Below are 15,787 nucleotides of genomic sequence, written 5' to 3'. Positions count from 1 at the left end.
ATTTTGCGAGCCCGATCAGCCGAAGACGGCGCCGATACTCGCCAGACCGTCGCCCGCCGGCGACATGACCTTCCAATCCTTTGCGAGCCCATCGGCCAAGGTCTTCAGTCGTTCCAGAACCGCAAGCATCGGATAGGGGCCTGTGCTGATCCGGCAGGCCCCCGCCGCGAAGAGGATCGAGGCCGGGGGCGCGTCAGGCCCCGCCATCAGACTGATCGGCCCGCCGATGCCTTGCGCTAGACGGGCCACGACGACGGGGTCGATTGCGCCGGGCAGAAAGACCACGTCCGCTCCCGCCGCCAGCCAGGCTCGTCCCCGTTCGACCGCCATATCGATCCGCTCTGCCTCGCTGTCGCCAAGCCCCAACAGGAAGACGTCCGTGCGAGCGTTGATCACCACTTCAGGCGTTGCGGCGCGGATGGCCGCGATCCGCGCTTGCTGATCCGGGATCGTCATCAAGACGCGGGGGGCGGCGTAGTCGACGTCTTCGAAATTGAGTCCCACCGCTCCGGCCGCCCAGGTCGCGCGGGCCGTCTCCGCCGCATCCGCCTGGCTCGGACCGTAGCCGGCCTCGACATCGGCGTTGAACGGTAGAGTTGTGGCGCGGGCGATGGCGGCGACCTCCCGCATCATATCCTCGCGCCCCAGCCCCTCGCCGTCACGAACGCCCCGCGACCAGGCGACCCCCGCGCTGGTCGTTGCGACCGCGTCAAATCCGGCGGCCTGGAAGATGCGCGCGCTGGCTGCGTCCCAGCAGTTCGGCAAGATCAATCCGCCTGAACGGTGCCGTTCCCGGAAGGCCTGAGCGAGACGTGTCTGATCCATCATGAGCAACTCCTGTCTGATTTGCGATCTGACACGGAAGCCGCGCCCGTTCTGGCGATTTTCGGACGCCGTCAAAATGCGGCGCCACAGTTTCGCCTCAGGCGACAAGCGGAGTAGCGCCCAGAACAACCGGAGGAAGCCATGCCGCGTCTCGTCAGGATCGCCGTCGCCGCCACCCTGGGCCTGTCCGTCGCGGCGCCGCCCTTCGCGGTTCCCACCTTCGCCCTGGCCCAGCCCCAACGCCCGTCATTGGACGGCGAGGCCACGCCGGCCGCCTGTGCGCCCTTGGGCTTCGTCCTGTCCCCGCCGGGCGAACCGATGCAACATCTGACCAGCCCCGTCCGGCCGACGCCGATCCCGGCCCCGACGCAGAGCCGCATCGAGGGCGTGCCTCCGCCACCGCCACCTCCTCCTCCTCCCCCGCCGCCGGCCCCGCCAGCACCCATGCGTCCGGCGGTGGTCGCCGCCGCACCGGGGCAGGCTCCGCTCAACGCCGTGGTCGTGACCGGATCGCGCATCATGCCCGGCGCCCCAGCCCCGTCCGACACCGAAACCTATCCCGACGCCACGCCCAATCCGGTCAAGCGGACGGCGGACCAGCCGGTCTCCACCTTCTCGATCGACGTGGACACGGCCGCCTATTCCAATGTCCGCCGCTTCATCGACGAGGGCCGCAGCCCTCCGGCGGACGCGGTGCGGGTCGAGGAACTGATCAACGCCTTCGACTATGGCTACGCCCGCCCGACGTCCCTGGCCCGCCCGTTTGCGATCACCACGGCCGTCGTCGCCTCGCCCTGGGCGCCCCGAACCGAAAGAGGGGGCCGCCAGATCGTCCACATCGGCTTGCAGGGTTATGAGCTCCCGCAGGGCGAACAGCGGCCGCTGAACCTGACCTTCCTGGTTGATGTCTCGGGCTCGATGCGCAGCCCGGACAAGCTGGACCTGGCCAAACAGGCGATGAACCTGGCCATCGACCGGTTGCGGCCACAGGACACCCTGTCGGTCACCTATTACGCCGAGGGTGCGGGCACGACCCTGCAGCCCACGCCCGGCGACCAGAAGCTGAAAATGCGCTGCGCCGTCGCCAGCCTTCGCGCCTCGGGCGGCACGGCCGGCGCGACCGGCATGACCAACGCCTATGACCAGGCCCAGGCCAGTTTCGCCCGTGACAAGGTCAACCGCATCCTGATGTTCACCGACGGCGACTTCAACGTCGGCGTCACCGACAACAAGCGGCTGGAAGACTATGTCGCCGAAAAGCGCGGAACCGGCGTCTATCTGTCGGTCTATGGCTTCGGACGCGGCAACTACCAGGACGCCCGGATGCAGACCATCGCCCAGGCGGGCAACGGCGTGGCGGCCTATGTGGGCGACCTGCGCGACGCGCGGCGCCTGTTCGGCCCGATGTTCGACAAGGGCGCCTTCCCCATCGCCGACGACGTCAAGATCCAGGTCGAGTTCAATCCCGCCCGCGTCGCCGAATGGCGGTTGATCGGCTATGAGACCCGGCTGCTGAACGAGGCGGACTTCGCCAACGACCGCATCGACGCGGGCGAGGTCGGATCGGGCGCCAGCGTCACGGCCCTGTACGAGATCACCCCGGTCGGCGGACCGACCCAGGTTCCCGAGCGCCGCTATCCGGACAACCGGATCGGCGTGGGCGGCGGCGATCCGAACGGTGAGATCGGCTTCATTCAGGTCCGCTACAAACAGCCGGGCGGCAGCCGGTCGGACCTAATCCAGCAGCCTCTGACCAGCCGCGCCGCCGGCGCCCAGCCGCCCGAGGCCACGCGCTGGGCCCTGGCCGTCGCCGCGTTCGGCCAGAAGCTCCGCAACGACCCGTGGATGAGCGCCGACTACGGCTGGGATCAGGTGCTGGCCCAGGCCCAGGGCGCGCGCGGCGAGGATCCCTGGGGCGACCGGGCCGAGTTCGTCCAGTTGGTGCGCGCGGCCAGGGACCTGCCTGAACGTCGCGCGCCTTAAGGCCGAGCGGCGCCAAGCGGGCGCACGGCGGCGGAACCCCGCCGTGCGCGGCGGGTTTTCACGGTGACGCTACACCCTAGGAGACCGCCATGAAGATCCGCGACGTCATGACCAAGGATGTCCACCTCGCCCGCCCCGGCGACACGCTTCAGGAGGTCGCCGCCCGGATGGCCAAGGGGGATTTCGGCTTCGTGCCCGTGGCGGACGGCGACCAGTTGATCGGCGCCATCACCGACCGCGACATCGTCGTGCGCGCCCTGGCGGCCGGCGCCGCCCCGTCCGCGCCCGTGGTCGAATACATCACCCGCGACCCGCAGACGGTGCTGGACACCGACGACCTGAAATCCGTGCTGGATCTGATGGGGTCGCGCCAGATTCGCCGCGCCCCGGTGGTGGACAAGCATGGCCGCATCGTCGGGGTCATCTCGCTGGGCGACCTGTCGACCCGGGTGAAGGAGAAATACGCCGGCGAGACGCTGGAGAGCATCTCGCGTTAACCCTCCCCCCTCACCACGCGCTAACCGGCGCCTGCCATTCTGCACCCTGAACGGTGGGAGATCAGAATGGCGCGCGCGCAGTTCCAGAAGGGTCAGAAGGTCTGGGTCGAGTGCGTGGGCGCCTGGGCCACCATCGAGAAGGTTCAGCCGGTCTGGGCCAAGGGTTTCGACGAGCCGGTGCGCGTCACCTACGACGTCGGCCTGGGACGTGAGTTCGCCGCCGCCGAACTGATGATGGCCGCCGCGGACGCCGCCGGGGCCGAGGTCGGCGACTGGCGCGTGCTGCGGGCCCGCAACAAGTGGCAGGCGGAAGAGGACTGCCTGCACCACCCCCAGCCCGGCACCTACCCCGTGGTCGTCACCGACACCGCCGACTGGGGCGGTTGGCGCGTGCCCGGCGCCGAATACGACCGAGACCCTCAACGTATTGAATTTCAATCCCGGCTGATCGCCGCTGCGCCCCGCCTGATGCAACTCGCCGAAAGTCTGATGGACCTAGTGGCCGAGAGCCCCGACGACGCGCCGCCCGCCGTTCTGGCCCTGGCGCGCCAGGCCCGCGACACGCTTCAACCTGTGACGGAAATTCTGGAAGCGGCGCCGGCCCGGGCGAGCGGCGTCATGCCGGGTGCGGACGCCAGCCTGGCGGAACGCTGAACAGGCGGAGCCGCGCAGCTTTCAAGTCGCGCAGCGGGTCGGCCTGCTGCGGTCAGGCTCGCGGCACAGGCTCAGGGGTAGGGCAGCCGAGCGTGGAGTGAGGGCGGCTGTCGCTGTCGTCGTCCGTCCACGTCGATGACTTCTGACGCGCGTGACCGAGATCGAAAAACAGGTTTCGCCTCAGATCAGTTCGACGCCCATTGCGGTGGCCTCGCCACCGCCGATGCACAGGGCGGCCATGCCCCTGGTCTTGCCGCGCGCCTTGAGCGCGGACAGCAGGGTGGTCAGCACACGCGCGCCCGAGGCGCCCAGCGGGTGTCCCAGGGCGCAGGCGCCGCCGTTGACGTTGATCTTGTCATGGGGGACGCCCAGCTCCTGCATGGCGATCATCGGCACGATGGCGAAGGCCTCGTTGACCTCCCACAGATCGACGTCGTCGGCGGTCCAGCCCGCCCTGGCCAGGGCCTTCTTCAGGGCGAAGACCGGCGCGGTGGTGAACAGGCTGGGCTCATGGGCGTGGGCGGCCTGGGCGACGACGCGGGCGACCGGGGTCAGGCCCAGGGCCTGGGCCGTCGATTGGCGCATCATGACCAAGGCGGCGGCGCCGTCCGAGATCGAGGCGGCCGAGGCGGCGGTGATGGTGCCGTCCTTGCCGAAGGCGGGCTTCAGATTGGGGATCTTGGACGGGTCGGACTTGGTCGGCTGTTCGTCGCGATCGACCACAACCACGCCCTTGCGGGTCTTGACCTCGACCGGCGTGATCTCGGCGTCGAAGGCGCCGCTGTCCTGGGCGCGTTTGGCGCGACCGGCGCTTTCGGTCGCATAGGCGTCCTGCTGCTCGCGGGTGAACTGATAGGCCTTGGCCGTGTCCTCGGCGAACTGCCCCATCAATTTGCCGGGCTCATAGGCGTCTTCCAGACCGTCCAGATACATGCTGTCGGAGATGACGTCGTGGCCGATCCGGGCGCCGCCCCGGTGCTTCTGCATCAGATACGGCGCATTGGTCATCGACTCCATGCCGCCCGCCACGATCACCTCGGCCGAACCGGCCAGCAGGGCGTCATGCGCCATCATCGCGGCCTGCATGCCCGAGCCGCACATCTTGTTGATCGTGGTCGCCTCGGTCGAGATCGGCAGGCCCGCGCCCATCCCGGCCTGACGGGCCGGGGCCTGGCCCAGGCCGGCGGGCAGGACGCAGCCCATGATGATCTGCTCGACCTTGTTCGGGTCCAGGCCGGCTCGCTCGAGCGCCGCCTTCACCGCCGTCGCGCCCAGGTCGGTGGACTTGGCGTCGGACAGCGCGCCCTGGAAACCGCCCATCGGCGTGCGGGCGTAGGAGACGATGACGACGGGATCGGCGGACATGGCGGGTTTCCTCTTGCTTTGGGCTCTGAGATAGCGATCCGACCGCCCGATGTGAACCGGGCGCCCTGCTGCAATCAGGCGAAGTGAAGTCGACGGTAGCGGCCTCGGAAATAGAGCAGCGGGTCGCGGCGCGGCTCGAACCGGGCGCGCGTGACCCGGCCGATGAAGACCAGATGGTCCCCGGCCTCGACCACCTGATGGGTCGCGCATTCGAAACTGGCCAGCGAGCCGGACAGGATCGGCGCGCCGGTGTCCCAGGTCTCCCAGGCCACGCCGTCGAACCGTTCGGCCGAGGACCGGGCGAAGGCGCCCGACATCGGCTGCTGGCCGATGTGCAGCACATTGATGGCGAAATGCGCCGCCCGCTGGAACCGCTCCAGATTGGACGAACTGCGGGCCAGGCAGAACAGGATCAGCGGCGGATCGAGCGACACCGAGGAGAACGAGTTGGCCGTCAGGCCCACCGGCTGCCCCGCCTCGTCCTGGGTCGTCACCACCGTCACCCCAGTGGCGAAACAGCCCAGGGCGTCGCGCAGGGTGCGGGGATCGGAACCGGCCTGGTAATACAGGGCCTCGCGCGGGGCCTGGCGTTCCAGGAAGGCCAGGATGACGGCGTCGGCCGTCTCGCCCGGATCGGCGGGAGCGTCGGGATCCAGCGTCAGGATCGGCAGGCCGTCCAGCGGCGCGGTCGCCTCGACCGGCGCCTCGCCCGCCACGATCAGGCAACTGGCCAGGGCCGGGCCGGTGACGACCAGAGCCGGGACGACGGCGGCCAGGGTCTGGGCCGAACACAGGATGGCGGGCCGCGACGAGATATCGGTCAGCAGGCGGCGCAGGCCGGCCGCTTCGTCGCCCGCTTCCAGAGCGTCGGCCAGCAGGACGTGCCGCCCGGCCTCGACCAGGGCCCGCACCCACCGCCGCCAATCGGGCGACAGGCCCTGGGGCGCGCCGATCAGCAGGACGACCGGATCCTGGGGATCGCCCCAGCTCTGGACGTCCAGACCTCCGATCCGGGGCGGCGATGCGATCATGAGGCGGGACGGTCCAGTGCGGAGGGGAAGAGGCGTCTCATAGAGGAAGTCCGCCCCTTGAGACCATGGCTTACGATCTCGGGGCGGCGTCGGATCATCCGGCGTCCAGATCCGCCAGCCGTCCGCGCAGCATCTGGAGCATGGCGGAAAAGTCCCGGCCCCCGTGGCCCAGACCGTCGAACAGCGCGTACATCGCCTCGGCCTGGGCGCCCAGAGGAGTGGAGGCGCCCGATTTGGCCGCCGCCTCCTGGGCCAGTTTCAGGTCCTTCAGCATCATGGCCGTGGCGAAGCCGCCCTGATAGTCGCGGTTCGACGGCGCAGTCGGCACCAGGCCGGGCCAGGGATAATAGCTGGTCACGCTCCAGCACTGGCCCGAGGATTTGGACGCGATCTCGAAGAAACGCTCCGGCTCCAGACCCAGTTTCTCGGCCAAGGCGATGGCTTCGCACGTGCCCAGCATGGAGACGCCCAGCAGCATGTTGTTGCAGATCTTGGCCGCCTGCCCCGCCCCGTGGTCGCCGGCGCGGATGGTGATGCGGCTCATGGGTTCCAGCGCGGCCTCGACACGGGCGAAGTCGCCTTCGTCGCAACCGACCATGAAGGCCAGGGTTCCGGCATCGGCCGCCGCCGTCCCGCCCGAGACCGGTGCGTCGGCAAAGGCGTAGCCGGCGTCCCGCGCCAGCCCCGCCACCTTGCGCGCCGTCTCCACGTCGATGGTCGAACAGTCCAGCAGCAAGGCGTTGGACGGCGCCGCGCCGATGATCTGCTCGGCATAGACCTTGTGCACATGGGGGCCGGCGGGCAGCATGGTGATCACCACCTCGGCGTCGCGCACCGCCTCGGCGACCGAGGTCGAGGGCGCGCAGCCCGCCGCCGACGCGCGCTCCAGCGCCGCGGCGCTCAGATCGAAAGCGGCGACCGAATGGCCGGCCTTCGCCTGGTTCGCGGCCATGCCGCCGCCCATATTGCCCAGGCCGATGAAGGCGATCTTGGTCATGGTCTCTCTCCCTTTGGTCGGCGTCGCTGTCAGGGCAGCGGCGTCCATTTTTCATTGTCCGGCAGCGGCGCGAACAGCGCGTCCAGCGTCGCCTCCGTAACGCCCGACAGGTCCGCCGGGGACCATTTCGGCGCATTGTCCTTGTCCACGATCACGGCCCGCACGCCTTCCTGGAAGTCGTGGGTCCGCACCACCCGCCCGCCCAGGGCGTATTCCATCGCCATATTGTCGGCGAAGGACGTCAGGGCGGCGCCGGCGCGCAACTGGCGCAGCGTGACCTTCAGCGACTGCGGCGACTTGGTCTTCAGGATCGCCAGCTGGGCCGACGCCCAGTCGGTGCCTTCGGCGTCCAGCGCCGAGAAGATCTCCTCGACCGTGTCGAAGGCGAACAGCCGGTCGATGGCCTCGCGATGGGGGTTCAGGGGAGCCTCTTCCGGCTCGGTCGGACAGACCCAACGGTTCGCCTCCTCCAGCGGGTTCTGCGGATTGGCCAGCAGGGCCGCCTTGAACCCATCGATGTCGATAGCCGGAACGAAGTGGGTGTGTATCCCAAGCTCCACCGTATCCGCCGCCTTCAGCCGCGCGCCCGTCAGCGCCAGCCAGACGCCCGTCTGGCCCGGCAGACGCGGCAGGAACCAGCCGCCGCCGACATCCGGGAACAGGCCGATCCCCGTCTCCGGCATGGCGTAGGTGGTCCGCTCCGTGGCGATGCGAATGGCGGCCGGCTCCGAGATCCCGACGCCGCCGCCCATGACGATCCCATCGACGATGGCCGTGATCGGCTTGGGATAGTCGAACATCAGATGGTTCAGCCGGTATTCCGCCAGGAAGAAGGCCCTGGCTTCGGACGCATCCCCCGCCCCGCTCTCGGCGATCATGCGGATGTCGCCCCCGGCGCAGAAACCGCGCTCGCCCGCATGGTCGATCAGCACCGACTGCACCGCAGCGTCCTCACGCCAGGCCAGCAGGGCCTCGGTCATCGCCTCGCACATCGCCCGGTTCAGGGCGTGTATCGCCTTGGGCCGGTTCAGGCTGATACGGCCGACGCCGTTTTCGACGCGGGCGATGATTTCGGGTTCGGTCATGAAAGGTCCTTCTCCCTGAGATCAACAACATCCTGCCCGGCGGCTGCTGCAGCCTTCAGCAGATCGGCGTCGCGCGACGCCAGGCCGGCGTCCCTTTCGAGCGTCAGCCACAGATAGGCCGCGTCGAACAGGCTCAAACCCCGCCCCTGGGCCAGAAGGGCGATCCGACGCACCTCGCGAGCGGACAGGGCCGGCGCCAGACCGATCTCGTATTCGTCCAGCCGTACAAAAGCTTCAGACAGGTTGAAACCCGCGTCGCGTCGCGCCTGGCGCACCAACAGATTGGCCACCTCCCACTGGAAGACATCGGGCGCGATCAGTTCATAGTCGTCGAGCGCCGCCAACAGACGACGCGCGGGAGCCGTGGATTGGCTGGCCAGCAGCCAGGACGCCGCCGCCGAGGCGTCAACGACCAGGGTCTTCATCGCGCGCAATCGCCTTCAGTTCGTCCCAGCTCATTCGCGCCCAATCGGCATCCGCCGCCTGCCCGGCCATAAAGGCCTGAGACCGTGCGGCCAGTTCGGCGCCGGACAGTCGGCGACGACGCGGCTCGGGCGTCAGACGCGCCACCGGTCGCCCGTGCCGGGTGATGACGATGGTCTCGCCCGAGGTCTGGACCTCGTCCAGCAAGGACGACAGCGACGTCTTGGCTTCGAGAACTCCGATGGAACGCATGGCCGAAATCCTGATCAGAATTCTGGTCAGAATAACAGATCGCGGCGCCGACCGCCATCATACCCGCGCCATCTCCCGCGCGATGATCACCCGCATGATCTCGTTGGTCCCCTCCAGGATGCGGTGGACCCGCAGGTCGCGCACGATCCGTTCCAGCGGATAGTCCTTCAGATAGCCGTAGCCGCCGTGCAACTGCAGCGCCTCGTCGGCGATCTGGAAACAGGCGTCGGTAGCCAGCCGCTTGGCCATGGCGCACCACTTCGTCTTTTCCGGATGGTCGGTGTCGATGGCCCAGGCCCCGCGCAGCACCATCAGGCGCGCCGCCTCCAGATCCGTCGCCATGTCCGCCAGGCGGAACTGAAGGGCCTGGAATTCGCCGATCGGACGACCGAACTGTTTGCGGGTGGCGACGTAATCCTGGGCCGTTTCCAGCGCCAGACGCGCGCCGCCCAGAGAACAGGCGGCGATGTTCAGCCGCCCGCCGTCCAGGCCCGCCATGGCGTAGCGGAAGCCCGCCCCCTCCTCGCCCAGCAGATTGGCGGCCGGCACGCGGCAGTCGTCGAACTGGACGATGGCGGTCGGCTGGGCGTTCCAGCCCATTTTCCGCTCCTGGGCGCCGAAGGACAGGCCGGGCGTCCCGGCCTCGACGACAAGGGCGGAAACACCCTTTGCCCCCTCCCCGCCCGTGCGGACCATGACGACATAGAGGTCGCTGGTCCCCGCACCGGAAATGAAGGCCTTGGAGCCGTTCAGCACATAGTGGTCGCCGTCGCGCACCGCCGTGGTCCGCAGCGCCGCCGCGTCGGAGCCGGAGCCCGGCTCGGTCAGGCAATAGGAGGCGATCTTCTCCATGCCGACCAGATCGGGCACGAACCGGGCGCGCAGAGCGTCCGATCCGAACCGGTCGATCATCCAGGTCGCCATATTGTGGATCGAGATGAAGGCCGCCGTCGCCACGTCGCCGCGCGACAGCTCCTCGAAGATCACGGCCGCCTCGACCCGGCCCAGCGCCATGCCGCCGTGTTCCTCTCCGGTGTAGATGCCGCAGAAGCCCATCTCGGCCGCCTGTTTCATCACATCGACGGGGAAGTGCTTCTCCTCGTCCCAACGGGCGGAGTGGGGCGCCAGCTCGGCGTCGGCGAAGGCGCGTGCCGCGTCCTGAATAGCGCGCTGGTCGTCGGTAAGGGCGAAATCCATGGCGGCCTCAGCGCATCGTCGGAATGACGAACGAACTGTCGGAATGCTCCAGCGCCGAATCCGGCCACCGCGCCGTCACGGTCTTGGTCTTGGTCCAGAAGCGGACGCCCTCCATGCCGTGCTGGTTGATGTCGCCGAAGGCCGAGCGCTTCCAGCCGCCGAAGGTGTGATAGGCGACCGGCACCGGGATCGGCACATTGATGCCGACCATGCCGACATTGACCCGGGCGGCGAAGTCGCGGGCCGCGCGGCCGTTCTGGGTGAAGATGGCGACGCCGTTGCCGTACTGGTGGTTCGACGGCAGGGCCAGCGCCTCCTCGAAGGTCTCGGCGCGGACGATCTGAAGCACCGGGCCGAAGATTTCCTCGCGATAGGCCGACATGTCCGCCGTCACGTGGTCGAACAGCGACGGGCCGATGAAATAGCCCTTCTCGTGCCCCTGCAGGCTGAAGTCGCGGCCATCGACGACCAGTTCGGCGCCTTCCTGCACGCCTTTTTCGATCCAGCCCAGAACGCGGTCCTTGTGGGTCTGGGTGACGACGGGACCGTAGTGGGCCTCGCTATCGGTGGAGACGCCGACCTTCAGGCTGGGGATTTCGGCGACCAGTCGCTCGCGCAGTTCGTCGGCGGTCTTCTTGCCGACCGGCACGACCACCGGCAGGGCCATGCACCGTTCTCCGGCCGAGCCGAAGGCGGCGCCGGTCAGGTCCTTGACCACCTGGGCCATGTCGGCGTCGGGCAGGACGATGCCGTGGTTCTTGGCCCCGCCCATGGCCTGGACCCGCTTATGATTGGCGGCGCCGGTCTGATAGACATAGTGGGCGATGTCGGACGAGCCGACGAAGCTGACAGCATGGACCAGCGGATGGGTCAGGATGGCGTCGACCGCCGTCTTGTCGCCATGCACCACGTTCAGCACCCCATTGGGCGCCCCGGCCTCCAGCATCAGTTCGGCCAGCCGCACCGGCAGTGACGGATCCCGTTCCGACGGCTTCAGCACGAAGGTGTTGCCGACCGCGATGGCCACGCCGAACATCCACATCGGGATCATGCCGGGGAAGTTGAACGGCGTGATGCCCGCCACCACGCCCAGCGGCTGGCGCATCGAATAGACGTCGATGCCGGGGCCGGCGCCTTGGGTGTATTCGCCCTTCAGCGCGTGGGGGATGCCGCAGGCGAACTCGATCACCTCCAGCCCGCGCTGGATGTCGCCCCTGGAGTCGGCGATGACCTTGCCGTGCTCGCTGCTGAGCAGTTCGGCCAGTTCGTCCATCCGCGCCTCCACCAGGCGTTTGAAGTCGAACATGACGCGGGCGCGGCGCTGGGGATTGGTGCTGGCCCAGCCGTCGAAGGCGTTCTGAGCGGCCTGGACGGCGCGATCGACCTCGGCCGTCGTGGCCAGTTGGACGCGGGCCTGAACCTGACCCGTATTGGGGTCGAAGACGTCGCCGAAACGGCCGGACGCGCCGTCGAAAGCCGCGCCGTCGATGAAGTGGCGAATGTCGCGCACCATACCTGAGATTCCCTATGTGCTTATTGCTATTGCCCCCGTCATAGCAGGCAGGATCGGCCTCTTGCAGCCCCAAAGACGAAATGAAAGCCCTTGACGGAGCCACCCCAGCCTCACCGCTTCGGGACCCGAAATGTTCGAATCCGGACACAGTCATTAATAATCGAAATCAGGTTGTACATAATAACAATCACGCCCGTCGCAGTGCTATTGACTGTCAAGTCATCAGCCCAGGCTAATACTAAGGTCTTATTTTTGCTTTCCCTGACCAATTTGAGTAGACTTAATTATGTCAAATTCGCCACAAGAGACGTGAAACTCCCCACAGAGGCGAGGCGTCAACGGCGAACGGGGTGGGAGACGACCAGTGGAGGCCTTTGCTGAGAGCATATTGTCGGATGCGCCCATGGCGATCATCGCGCTGGACGAGGCGGGTTTCGTCTGTTGCGCGAACGCGACGGCGGATCGGTTTTTCGGCCGCCCTCTGTCCCCGCCGAACGCGGCCGCCATCAGCGATCTGATCGAGGGTTTCGACAGGGCGGCTCTGCAGTCCCCGACATGGGTCGAAGACCTCAATGCGCGCGCCCGAAACGCCGGGGAGGATCCTCTGTGGCGGGCGCGGCGGCATGACGGCGTTCACGCCTTCGTCGACGTCCAGGCCGCGCGGTTCTCCGCCCGCAACGGCAAGTTCGTGACTCTCTTCATTCAGGACATGACCACCGCCGTCACGGCGGAAACCGCACTTCTGGAAGTGAGGCTCCAGATCATTCACAACTGGCGACTGAGTTCGTTGGGGGAAATGGCCTCCATGGTGGCGCACGAGGTCAATCAGCCCCTGTCTGCGGCCATCAACTATCTGGCCGCCGCAGAGACGGCCGTGAAAAAGCCGGGTCCGAACACGGCGAACGCCCCCGAGCTCATGGCGGCGGCGCGAGCCCAGGTGAAACGCGCGGCCGACATCATCCTGCGTCTTCGCGCGTTGATGATCCACGAGAAGCGCTATCAGGCGCGCGAGCGGGTCGCCGAGGTGATCGAAGAGATCATGCCCATTCTCGTCAGCCATGCCCGCGAAACGAAGGCGGAAATCTCCAGCCGGATCGACCCGGCCGCCTATACCTACTGCGACCGCGTTCAGCTTCAGCAAGTCATCCTCAATCTGGCCCGAAACGCCATGGAGGCGCCCCCGAACGGCGTCCCGCGCAGGGTGGAGATCTCAGGACGGCAGACGTCGCAGGGCTATCAGATTCTCGTCAGCGACAACGGTCCCGGCGTGCCGGCGGACATGGCCGGCAAGCTTTTCGACCCCCTCGTCAGCAGCAAGTCCGGCGGAATGGGACTGGGCCTCTCGATCTGCCGCACGATCGTAGAGGCGCATGGCGGCGTCATAGAACTTGTCCCGAGCGCGCTTGGGGGCGCGGGCTTCGCGTTCACACTGAACGCCAATGTCCACGACCTTTCCACGCAAGGCGGCGCGTCCGGGGCGCGCAAACGCCCCAAGTTGAACCCGGGCGTCGCCGAAACTGACGACTGGGACAGAGTCCGCGCTCAGTTCGTCAACGCGGATGAATACGGATGCGACAGTCTAGAGGCCAATCGACATCGCGGTTGATCGTATCAAACCCCGTGCAAGGCTCGATCGCACGACGATCCGACGCTCAGATTTTCAGAAATCTTCGGTATTCGTGGGAGCGCCATTCAATCTCAGAGCGTGCGCCGCAATAGGGACTTTCAGTCCTATTGAAAGTTGGATCAGCAGGATTAGAACAGATCCATGGGCCATCGTGGAATCATCACAGCGGAACGTTTGACTACGGTCGATGAGAACGCAGTCGCACTGATCGGTCTGGACGCCCGGATCCAGCAGATGGACCAGATGCTTGATCGTCTTCTGAGCGACGACGACTTGGCCGGACCGGCTGTTCAGGCGCTGCAGATCGTCGAGGCCGCCGGACGTCGAGGTTTGCGGCAATGCGCTCTGGCCGATTCGGTCAGCCTGCCGGCGGGCACGGTCTCGCGCCTGGTCGACACACTCGTCAAAGGCGATCTGGTCAGCCGGAGGCCGCACCCGACCGATCGGCGCGTGACAATGCTGGCGCTCACGGCGGCGGGCGGCCGACGACTGGACCGTCGGCGGGCGGATTACGGCCGGCTCGCCGAAGCCCTCACGCCCCAGGCCGCCGAAGCCCTGCGGGTCGTAAACCCGCTTCTCGAAGTCATAGCTGAAACCCTCGCCCGATCCGCAAAATCAAAGGCTGCCTGAGCGTCCCGCAGGGGTTGTTGTTGCAGCGCGGAACTGTTCCAACCCCCAACAATGTTCAACCATGGCTTAGGGTTAATGCAAGACTGTGCTCCCAGGTCTGGAGTACCAAGATGTCGGAAAATATGGATCTTCAGGAACGGCTTGCGTTCCTGAAGCTGGATGATGAGGCGCGCGCCGCTTTGGCCGACACGCGTCCGGTCGTTGAGGCCGCCCTGTCCCAGACCCTCGACGCCTTCTACGATCAGGTGCGCGCGACGCCCGATGTCGCGCATTTCTTCAACAGCGAGACCCATATCTCCGGGGCCAAGAGCGCCCAGGCAAAACACTGGTCCCTGATCGCATCGGGGGACTTCACCCCTGACTATGTCGAGGGCGTCCGACGAATCGGCCGGACCCACGCCCGGATCGGCCTGGAGCCGCGCTGGTACATCGGCGGCTACGCCCTGGTGCTGGAGGGGCTGATCAAGGCCATCGTCAAGGCGGACGCCGGCAAGCGCAGCCTATTCGGCCGCAAGGACAAAGGCGACGCCCTGGGCGCCGCCCTGGCCAGCGTGGTCAAGGCGGCCCTGCTGGACATGGATTTCGTCATCTCGCTTTACCTCGAGGCCGCCGAGGACGGACGGCGGGAGGCGGACGAGAAACGCGCCCTGGCCGAGGCCGAACAGATCCGGGTCGTTCAGGCCACCGCCGAGGCCCTGACCGCCCTGGCCGAGGGGGATCTGACGACACGCATCCATGCGGATTTCCCCGGCAGCTACGCCCGGCTGAAGGCCGACTTCAATACGGCCATGACGCAACTGGACGCAGCCATGGCGGAAATTTCCGGCAATACCGAAGCCATGCAGGCCGGCGCCGGAGAGATCAGCGAGGCCGCCGACGACCTGTCTCGCCGCACCGAGCAGCAGGCGGCCACTCTGGAAGAAACCGCCGCCGCCCTGGATCAGATAACCGCCACGGTGAAGAAGACCGCCGAGGGCGCGACCCAGGCGGCGACCGTCGTCGAGACCTCGCGGGTCGCCGCGGAAAAGTCGAAGGACATCGTCGAACGCGCCGTCAAAGCCATGAGCGCGATCGAAACCTCCGCCGAAAAGATCAGCCTGATCATCGGCGTGATCGACGAGATCGCCTTCCAGACCAATCTTCTGGCCCTGAACGCCGGCGTCGAGGCCGCCCGCGCCGGGGAGGCCGGTCGTGGCTTTGCGGTCGTCGCTTCGGAAGTGCGCGCCTTGGCCCAGCGTTCTGCGGACGCGGCCAAGGAGATCAAGTCCCTGATCACCGCCTCCTCGGTCCAGGTGAAGTCCGGGGTCGATCTGGTCGGCGAGACGGGCGACGCCCTGTCTTCCATCGTCAGCCGCGTGATGGAGATCGACCAACTGATGGTCGAGATCACGGCCTCCACCCAGGAGCAGTCGACCGCCCTTCACCAGGTCAATACGGCGGTGAATCAGATGGACCAGGTCACGCAACAGAACGCGGCCATGGTCGAGGAGTCGACGGCCGCCAGTCATAATCTGACCCAGGAAGGGCAAAGGCTGGCGTCTCTGGTCACCCGGTTCCGGGTCACGCAGGACGGCGGCCGGAGAACGGAGCAGACGGAAAGCCGGGTGGAACGTCCCGCACCCCGCGCCCCGGCACGCGCCTTCCGTCAGGTCGGTTCAGCCGCCCTGGCGACTTCGGCCCCGGCGAACGAATGGGAAGAATTCTGACG

The 15,787-nt window shown here is 67.3% G+C and carries 15 protein-coding genes; 6 read left to right on the top strand and 9 right to left on the bottom strand.

Going from position 1 to position 15,787, the window contains the following annotated elements; all coding sequences use genetic code 11:
- Positions 1-15: 15 nt before the first annotated feature.
- On the bottom strand, positions 16-828 hold the full coding sequence (locus AC1RSI_RS00260; protein WP_008260134.1) for an isocitrate lyase/PEP mutase family protein: 813 nt from the start codon (positions 826-828) through the stop codon (positions 16-18).
- A 138-nt stretch (positions 829-966) separates the two neighbouring features.
- Here AC1RSI_RS00260 and AC1RSI_RS00255 point away from each other — a divergent pair, with 138 nt between their 5' ends.
- From AC1RSI_RS00255 to AC1RSI_RS00245, 3 genes are all read left to right on the top strand, one after another.
- Entirely contained in the window at positions 967-2,808 is a 1,842-nt protein-coding gene (locus tag AC1RSI_RS00255; RefSeq protein ID WP_008263708.1) for a vWA domain-containing protein, read from the top strand.
- A gap of 89 nt (positions 2,809-2,897) precedes the next feature.
- Entirely contained in the window at positions 2,898-3,305 is a 408-nt protein-coding gene (locus AC1RSI_RS00250; protein ID WP_008259009.1) for a CBS domain-containing protein, read from the top strand.
- A 66-nt stretch (positions 3,306-3,371) separates the two neighbouring features.
- On the top strand, positions 3,372-3,959 hold the full coding sequence (locus AC1RSI_RS00245) for a hypothetical protein (protein ID WP_008261883.1): 588 nt from the start codon (positions 3,372-3,374) through the stop codon (positions 3,957-3,959).
- Between the two features lie 180 nt (positions 3,960-4,139).
- Here AC1RSI_RS00245 and AC1RSI_RS00240 read toward each other — a convergent pair whose 3' ends face one another.
- From AC1RSI_RS00240 to AC1RSI_RS00205, 8 genes are all read right to left on the bottom strand, one after another.
- Positions 4,140-5,324 (bottom strand): acetyl-CoA C-acyltransferase, encoded by a 1,185-nt coding sequence (locus tag AC1RSI_RS00240; protein WP_008262262.1) that lies wholly within the window; start codon positions 5,322-5,324, stop codon positions 4,140-4,142.
- 74 nt (positions 5,325-5,398) lie between these two features.
- Entirely contained in the window at positions 5,399-6,355 is a 957-nt protein-coding gene (locus tag AC1RSI_RS00235; RefSeq protein WP_154725730.1) for a flavin reductase family protein, read from the bottom strand.
- 94 nt (positions 6,356-6,449) lie between these two features.
- Positions 6,450-7,352, bottom strand: a complete 903-nt coding sequence (mmsB, locus tag AC1RSI_RS00230; protein WP_035306397.1) for a 3-hydroxyisobutyrate dehydrogenase — start codon at positions 7,350-7,352, stop codon at positions 6,450-6,452.
- A 29-nt stretch (positions 7,353-7,381) separates the two neighbouring features.
- On the bottom strand, positions 7,382-8,437 hold the full coding sequence (locus AC1RSI_RS00225) for an enoyl-CoA hydratase/isomerase family protein (RefSeq protein ID WP_154725731.1): 1,056 nt from the start codon (positions 8,435-8,437) through the stop codon (positions 7,382-7,384).
- Positions 8,434-8,862, bottom strand: a complete 429-nt coding sequence (locus AC1RSI_RS00220; protein ID WP_154725732.1) for a PIN domain-containing protein — start codon at positions 8,860-8,862, stop codon at positions 8,434-8,436. The genes AC1RSI_RS00225 and AC1RSI_RS00220 overlap by 4 nt, the downstream gene beginning before the upstream one ends.
- Entirely contained in the window at positions 8,843-9,112 is a 270-nt protein-coding gene (locus AC1RSI_RS00215; protein ID WP_035306346.1) for a type II toxin-antitoxin system Phd/YefM family antitoxin, read from the bottom strand. The genes AC1RSI_RS00220 and AC1RSI_RS00215 overlap by 20 nt, the downstream gene beginning before the upstream one ends.
- 57 nt (positions 9,113-9,169) lie before the next feature.
- Positions 9,170-10,309 (bottom strand): isobutyryl-CoA dehydrogenase, encoded by a 1,140-nt coding sequence (locus AC1RSI_RS00210; protein ID WP_154725733.1) that lies wholly within the window; start codon positions 10,307-10,309, stop codon positions 9,170-9,172.
- Between the two features lie 7 nt (positions 10,310-10,316).
- The gene (locus tag AC1RSI_RS00205; RefSeq protein ID WP_035306400.1) at positions 10,317-11,819 is read right to left on the bottom strand and encodes a CoA-acylating methylmalonate-semialdehyde dehydrogenase; all 1,503 of its coding nucleotides are present in this window, start codon (positions 11,817-11,819) and stop codon (positions 10,317-10,319) included.
- Positions 11,820-12,225: 406 nt separating this feature from the next.
- Between AC1RSI_RS00205 and AC1RSI_RS00200 the strand changes: the two genes are divergently transcribed.
- The 3 genes from AC1RSI_RS00200 to AC1RSI_RS00190 all read left to right on the top strand — a co-directional run bounded on the left by AC1RSI_RS00200 (position 12,226) and on the right by AC1RSI_RS00190 (position 15,785).
- Complete coding sequence (locus tag AC1RSI_RS00200; RefSeq protein ID WP_230307574.1) at positions 12,226-13,428, top strand: sensor histidine kinase; 1,203 nt, start codon at positions 12,226-12,228, stop codon at positions 13,426-13,428.
- A 255-nt stretch (positions 13,429-13,683) separates the two neighbouring features.
- Entirely contained in the window at positions 13,684-14,079 is a 396-nt protein-coding gene (locus tag AC1RSI_RS00195; RefSeq protein WP_198004298.1) for a MarR family winged helix-turn-helix transcriptional regulator, read from the top strand.
- A 110-nt stretch (positions 14,080-14,189) separates the two neighbouring features.
- On the top strand, positions 14,190-15,785 hold the full coding sequence (locus AC1RSI_RS00190) for a methyl-accepting chemotaxis protein (RefSeq protein WP_008264158.1): 1,596 nt from the start codon (positions 14,190-14,192) through the stop codon (positions 15,783-15,785).
- Positions 15,786-15,787 lie beyond the last annotated feature (2 nt).

It is taken from the genome of Brevundimonas sp. GW821-FHT10E09 (genome assembly GCF_058809375.1).
Note: the sequence above shows the minus strand (reverse complement) of the source record. Positions and strands in the feature narration are given on the sequence as shown.

What these genes read in the sequence shown, in the direction of transcription:
- AC1RSI_RS00220 (WP_154725732.1), bottom strand. Translation starts at nt 8,862, where the DNA reads ATGAAGACCCTGGTCGTTGACGCCTCGGCGGCGGCGTCCTGGCTGCTG.
- AC1RSI_RS00190 (WP_008264158.1), top strand. Translation starts at nt 14,190, where the DNA reads ATGTCGGAAAATATGGATCTTCAGGAACGGCTTGCGTTCCTGAAGCTG.
- AC1RSI_RS00215 (WP_035306346.1), bottom strand. Translation starts at nt 9,112, where the DNA reads ATGCGTTCCATCGGAGTTCTCGAAGCCAAGACGTCGCTGTCGTCCTTG.
- AC1RSI_RS00210 (WP_154725733.1), bottom strand. Translation starts at nt 10,309, where the DNA reads ATGGATTTCGCCCTTACCGACGACCAGCGCGCTATTCAGGACGCGGCA.
- mmsB (WP_035306397.1), bottom strand. Translation starts at nt 7,352, where the DNA reads ATGACCAAGATCGCCTTCATCGGCCTGGGCAATATGGGCGGCGGCATG.
- AC1RSI_RS00245 (WP_008261883.1), top strand. Translation starts at nt 3,372, where the DNA reads ATGGCGCGCGCGCAGTTCCAGAAGGGTCAGAAGGTCTGGGTCGAGTGC.
- AC1RSI_RS00255 (WP_008263708.1), top strand. Translation starts at nt 967, where the DNA reads ATGCCGCGTCTCGTCAGGATCGCCGTCGCCGCCACCCTGGGCCTGTCC.
- AC1RSI_RS00200 (WP_230307574.1), top strand. Translation starts at nt 12,226, where the DNA reads ATGGCGATCATCGCGCTGGACGAGGCGGGTTTCGTCTGTTGCGCGAAC.
- AC1RSI_RS00195 (WP_198004298.1), top strand. Translation starts at nt 13,684, where the DNA reads ATGGACCAGATGCTTGATCGTCTTCTGAGCGACGACGACTTGGCCGGA.
- AC1RSI_RS00240 (WP_008262262.1), bottom strand. Translation starts at nt 5,324, where the DNA reads ATGTCCGCCGATCCCGTCGTCATCGTCTCCTACGCCCGCACGCCGATG.
- AC1RSI_RS00250 (WP_008259009.1), top strand. Translation starts at nt 2,898, where the DNA reads ATGAAGATCCGCGACGTCATGACCAAGGATGTCCACCTCGCCCGCCCC.
- AC1RSI_RS00235 (WP_154725730.1), bottom strand. Translation starts at nt 6,355, where the DNA reads ATGATCGCATCGCCGCCCCGGATCGGAGGTCTGGACGTCCAGAGCTGG.
- AC1RSI_RS00225 (WP_154725731.1), bottom strand. Translation starts at nt 8,437, where the DNA reads ATGACCGAACCCGAAATCATCGCCCGCGTCGAAAACGGCGTCGGCCGT.
- AC1RSI_RS00260 (WP_008260134.1), bottom strand. Translation starts at nt 828, where the DNA reads ATGATGGATCAGACACGTCTCGCTCAGGCCTTCCGGGAACGGCACCGT.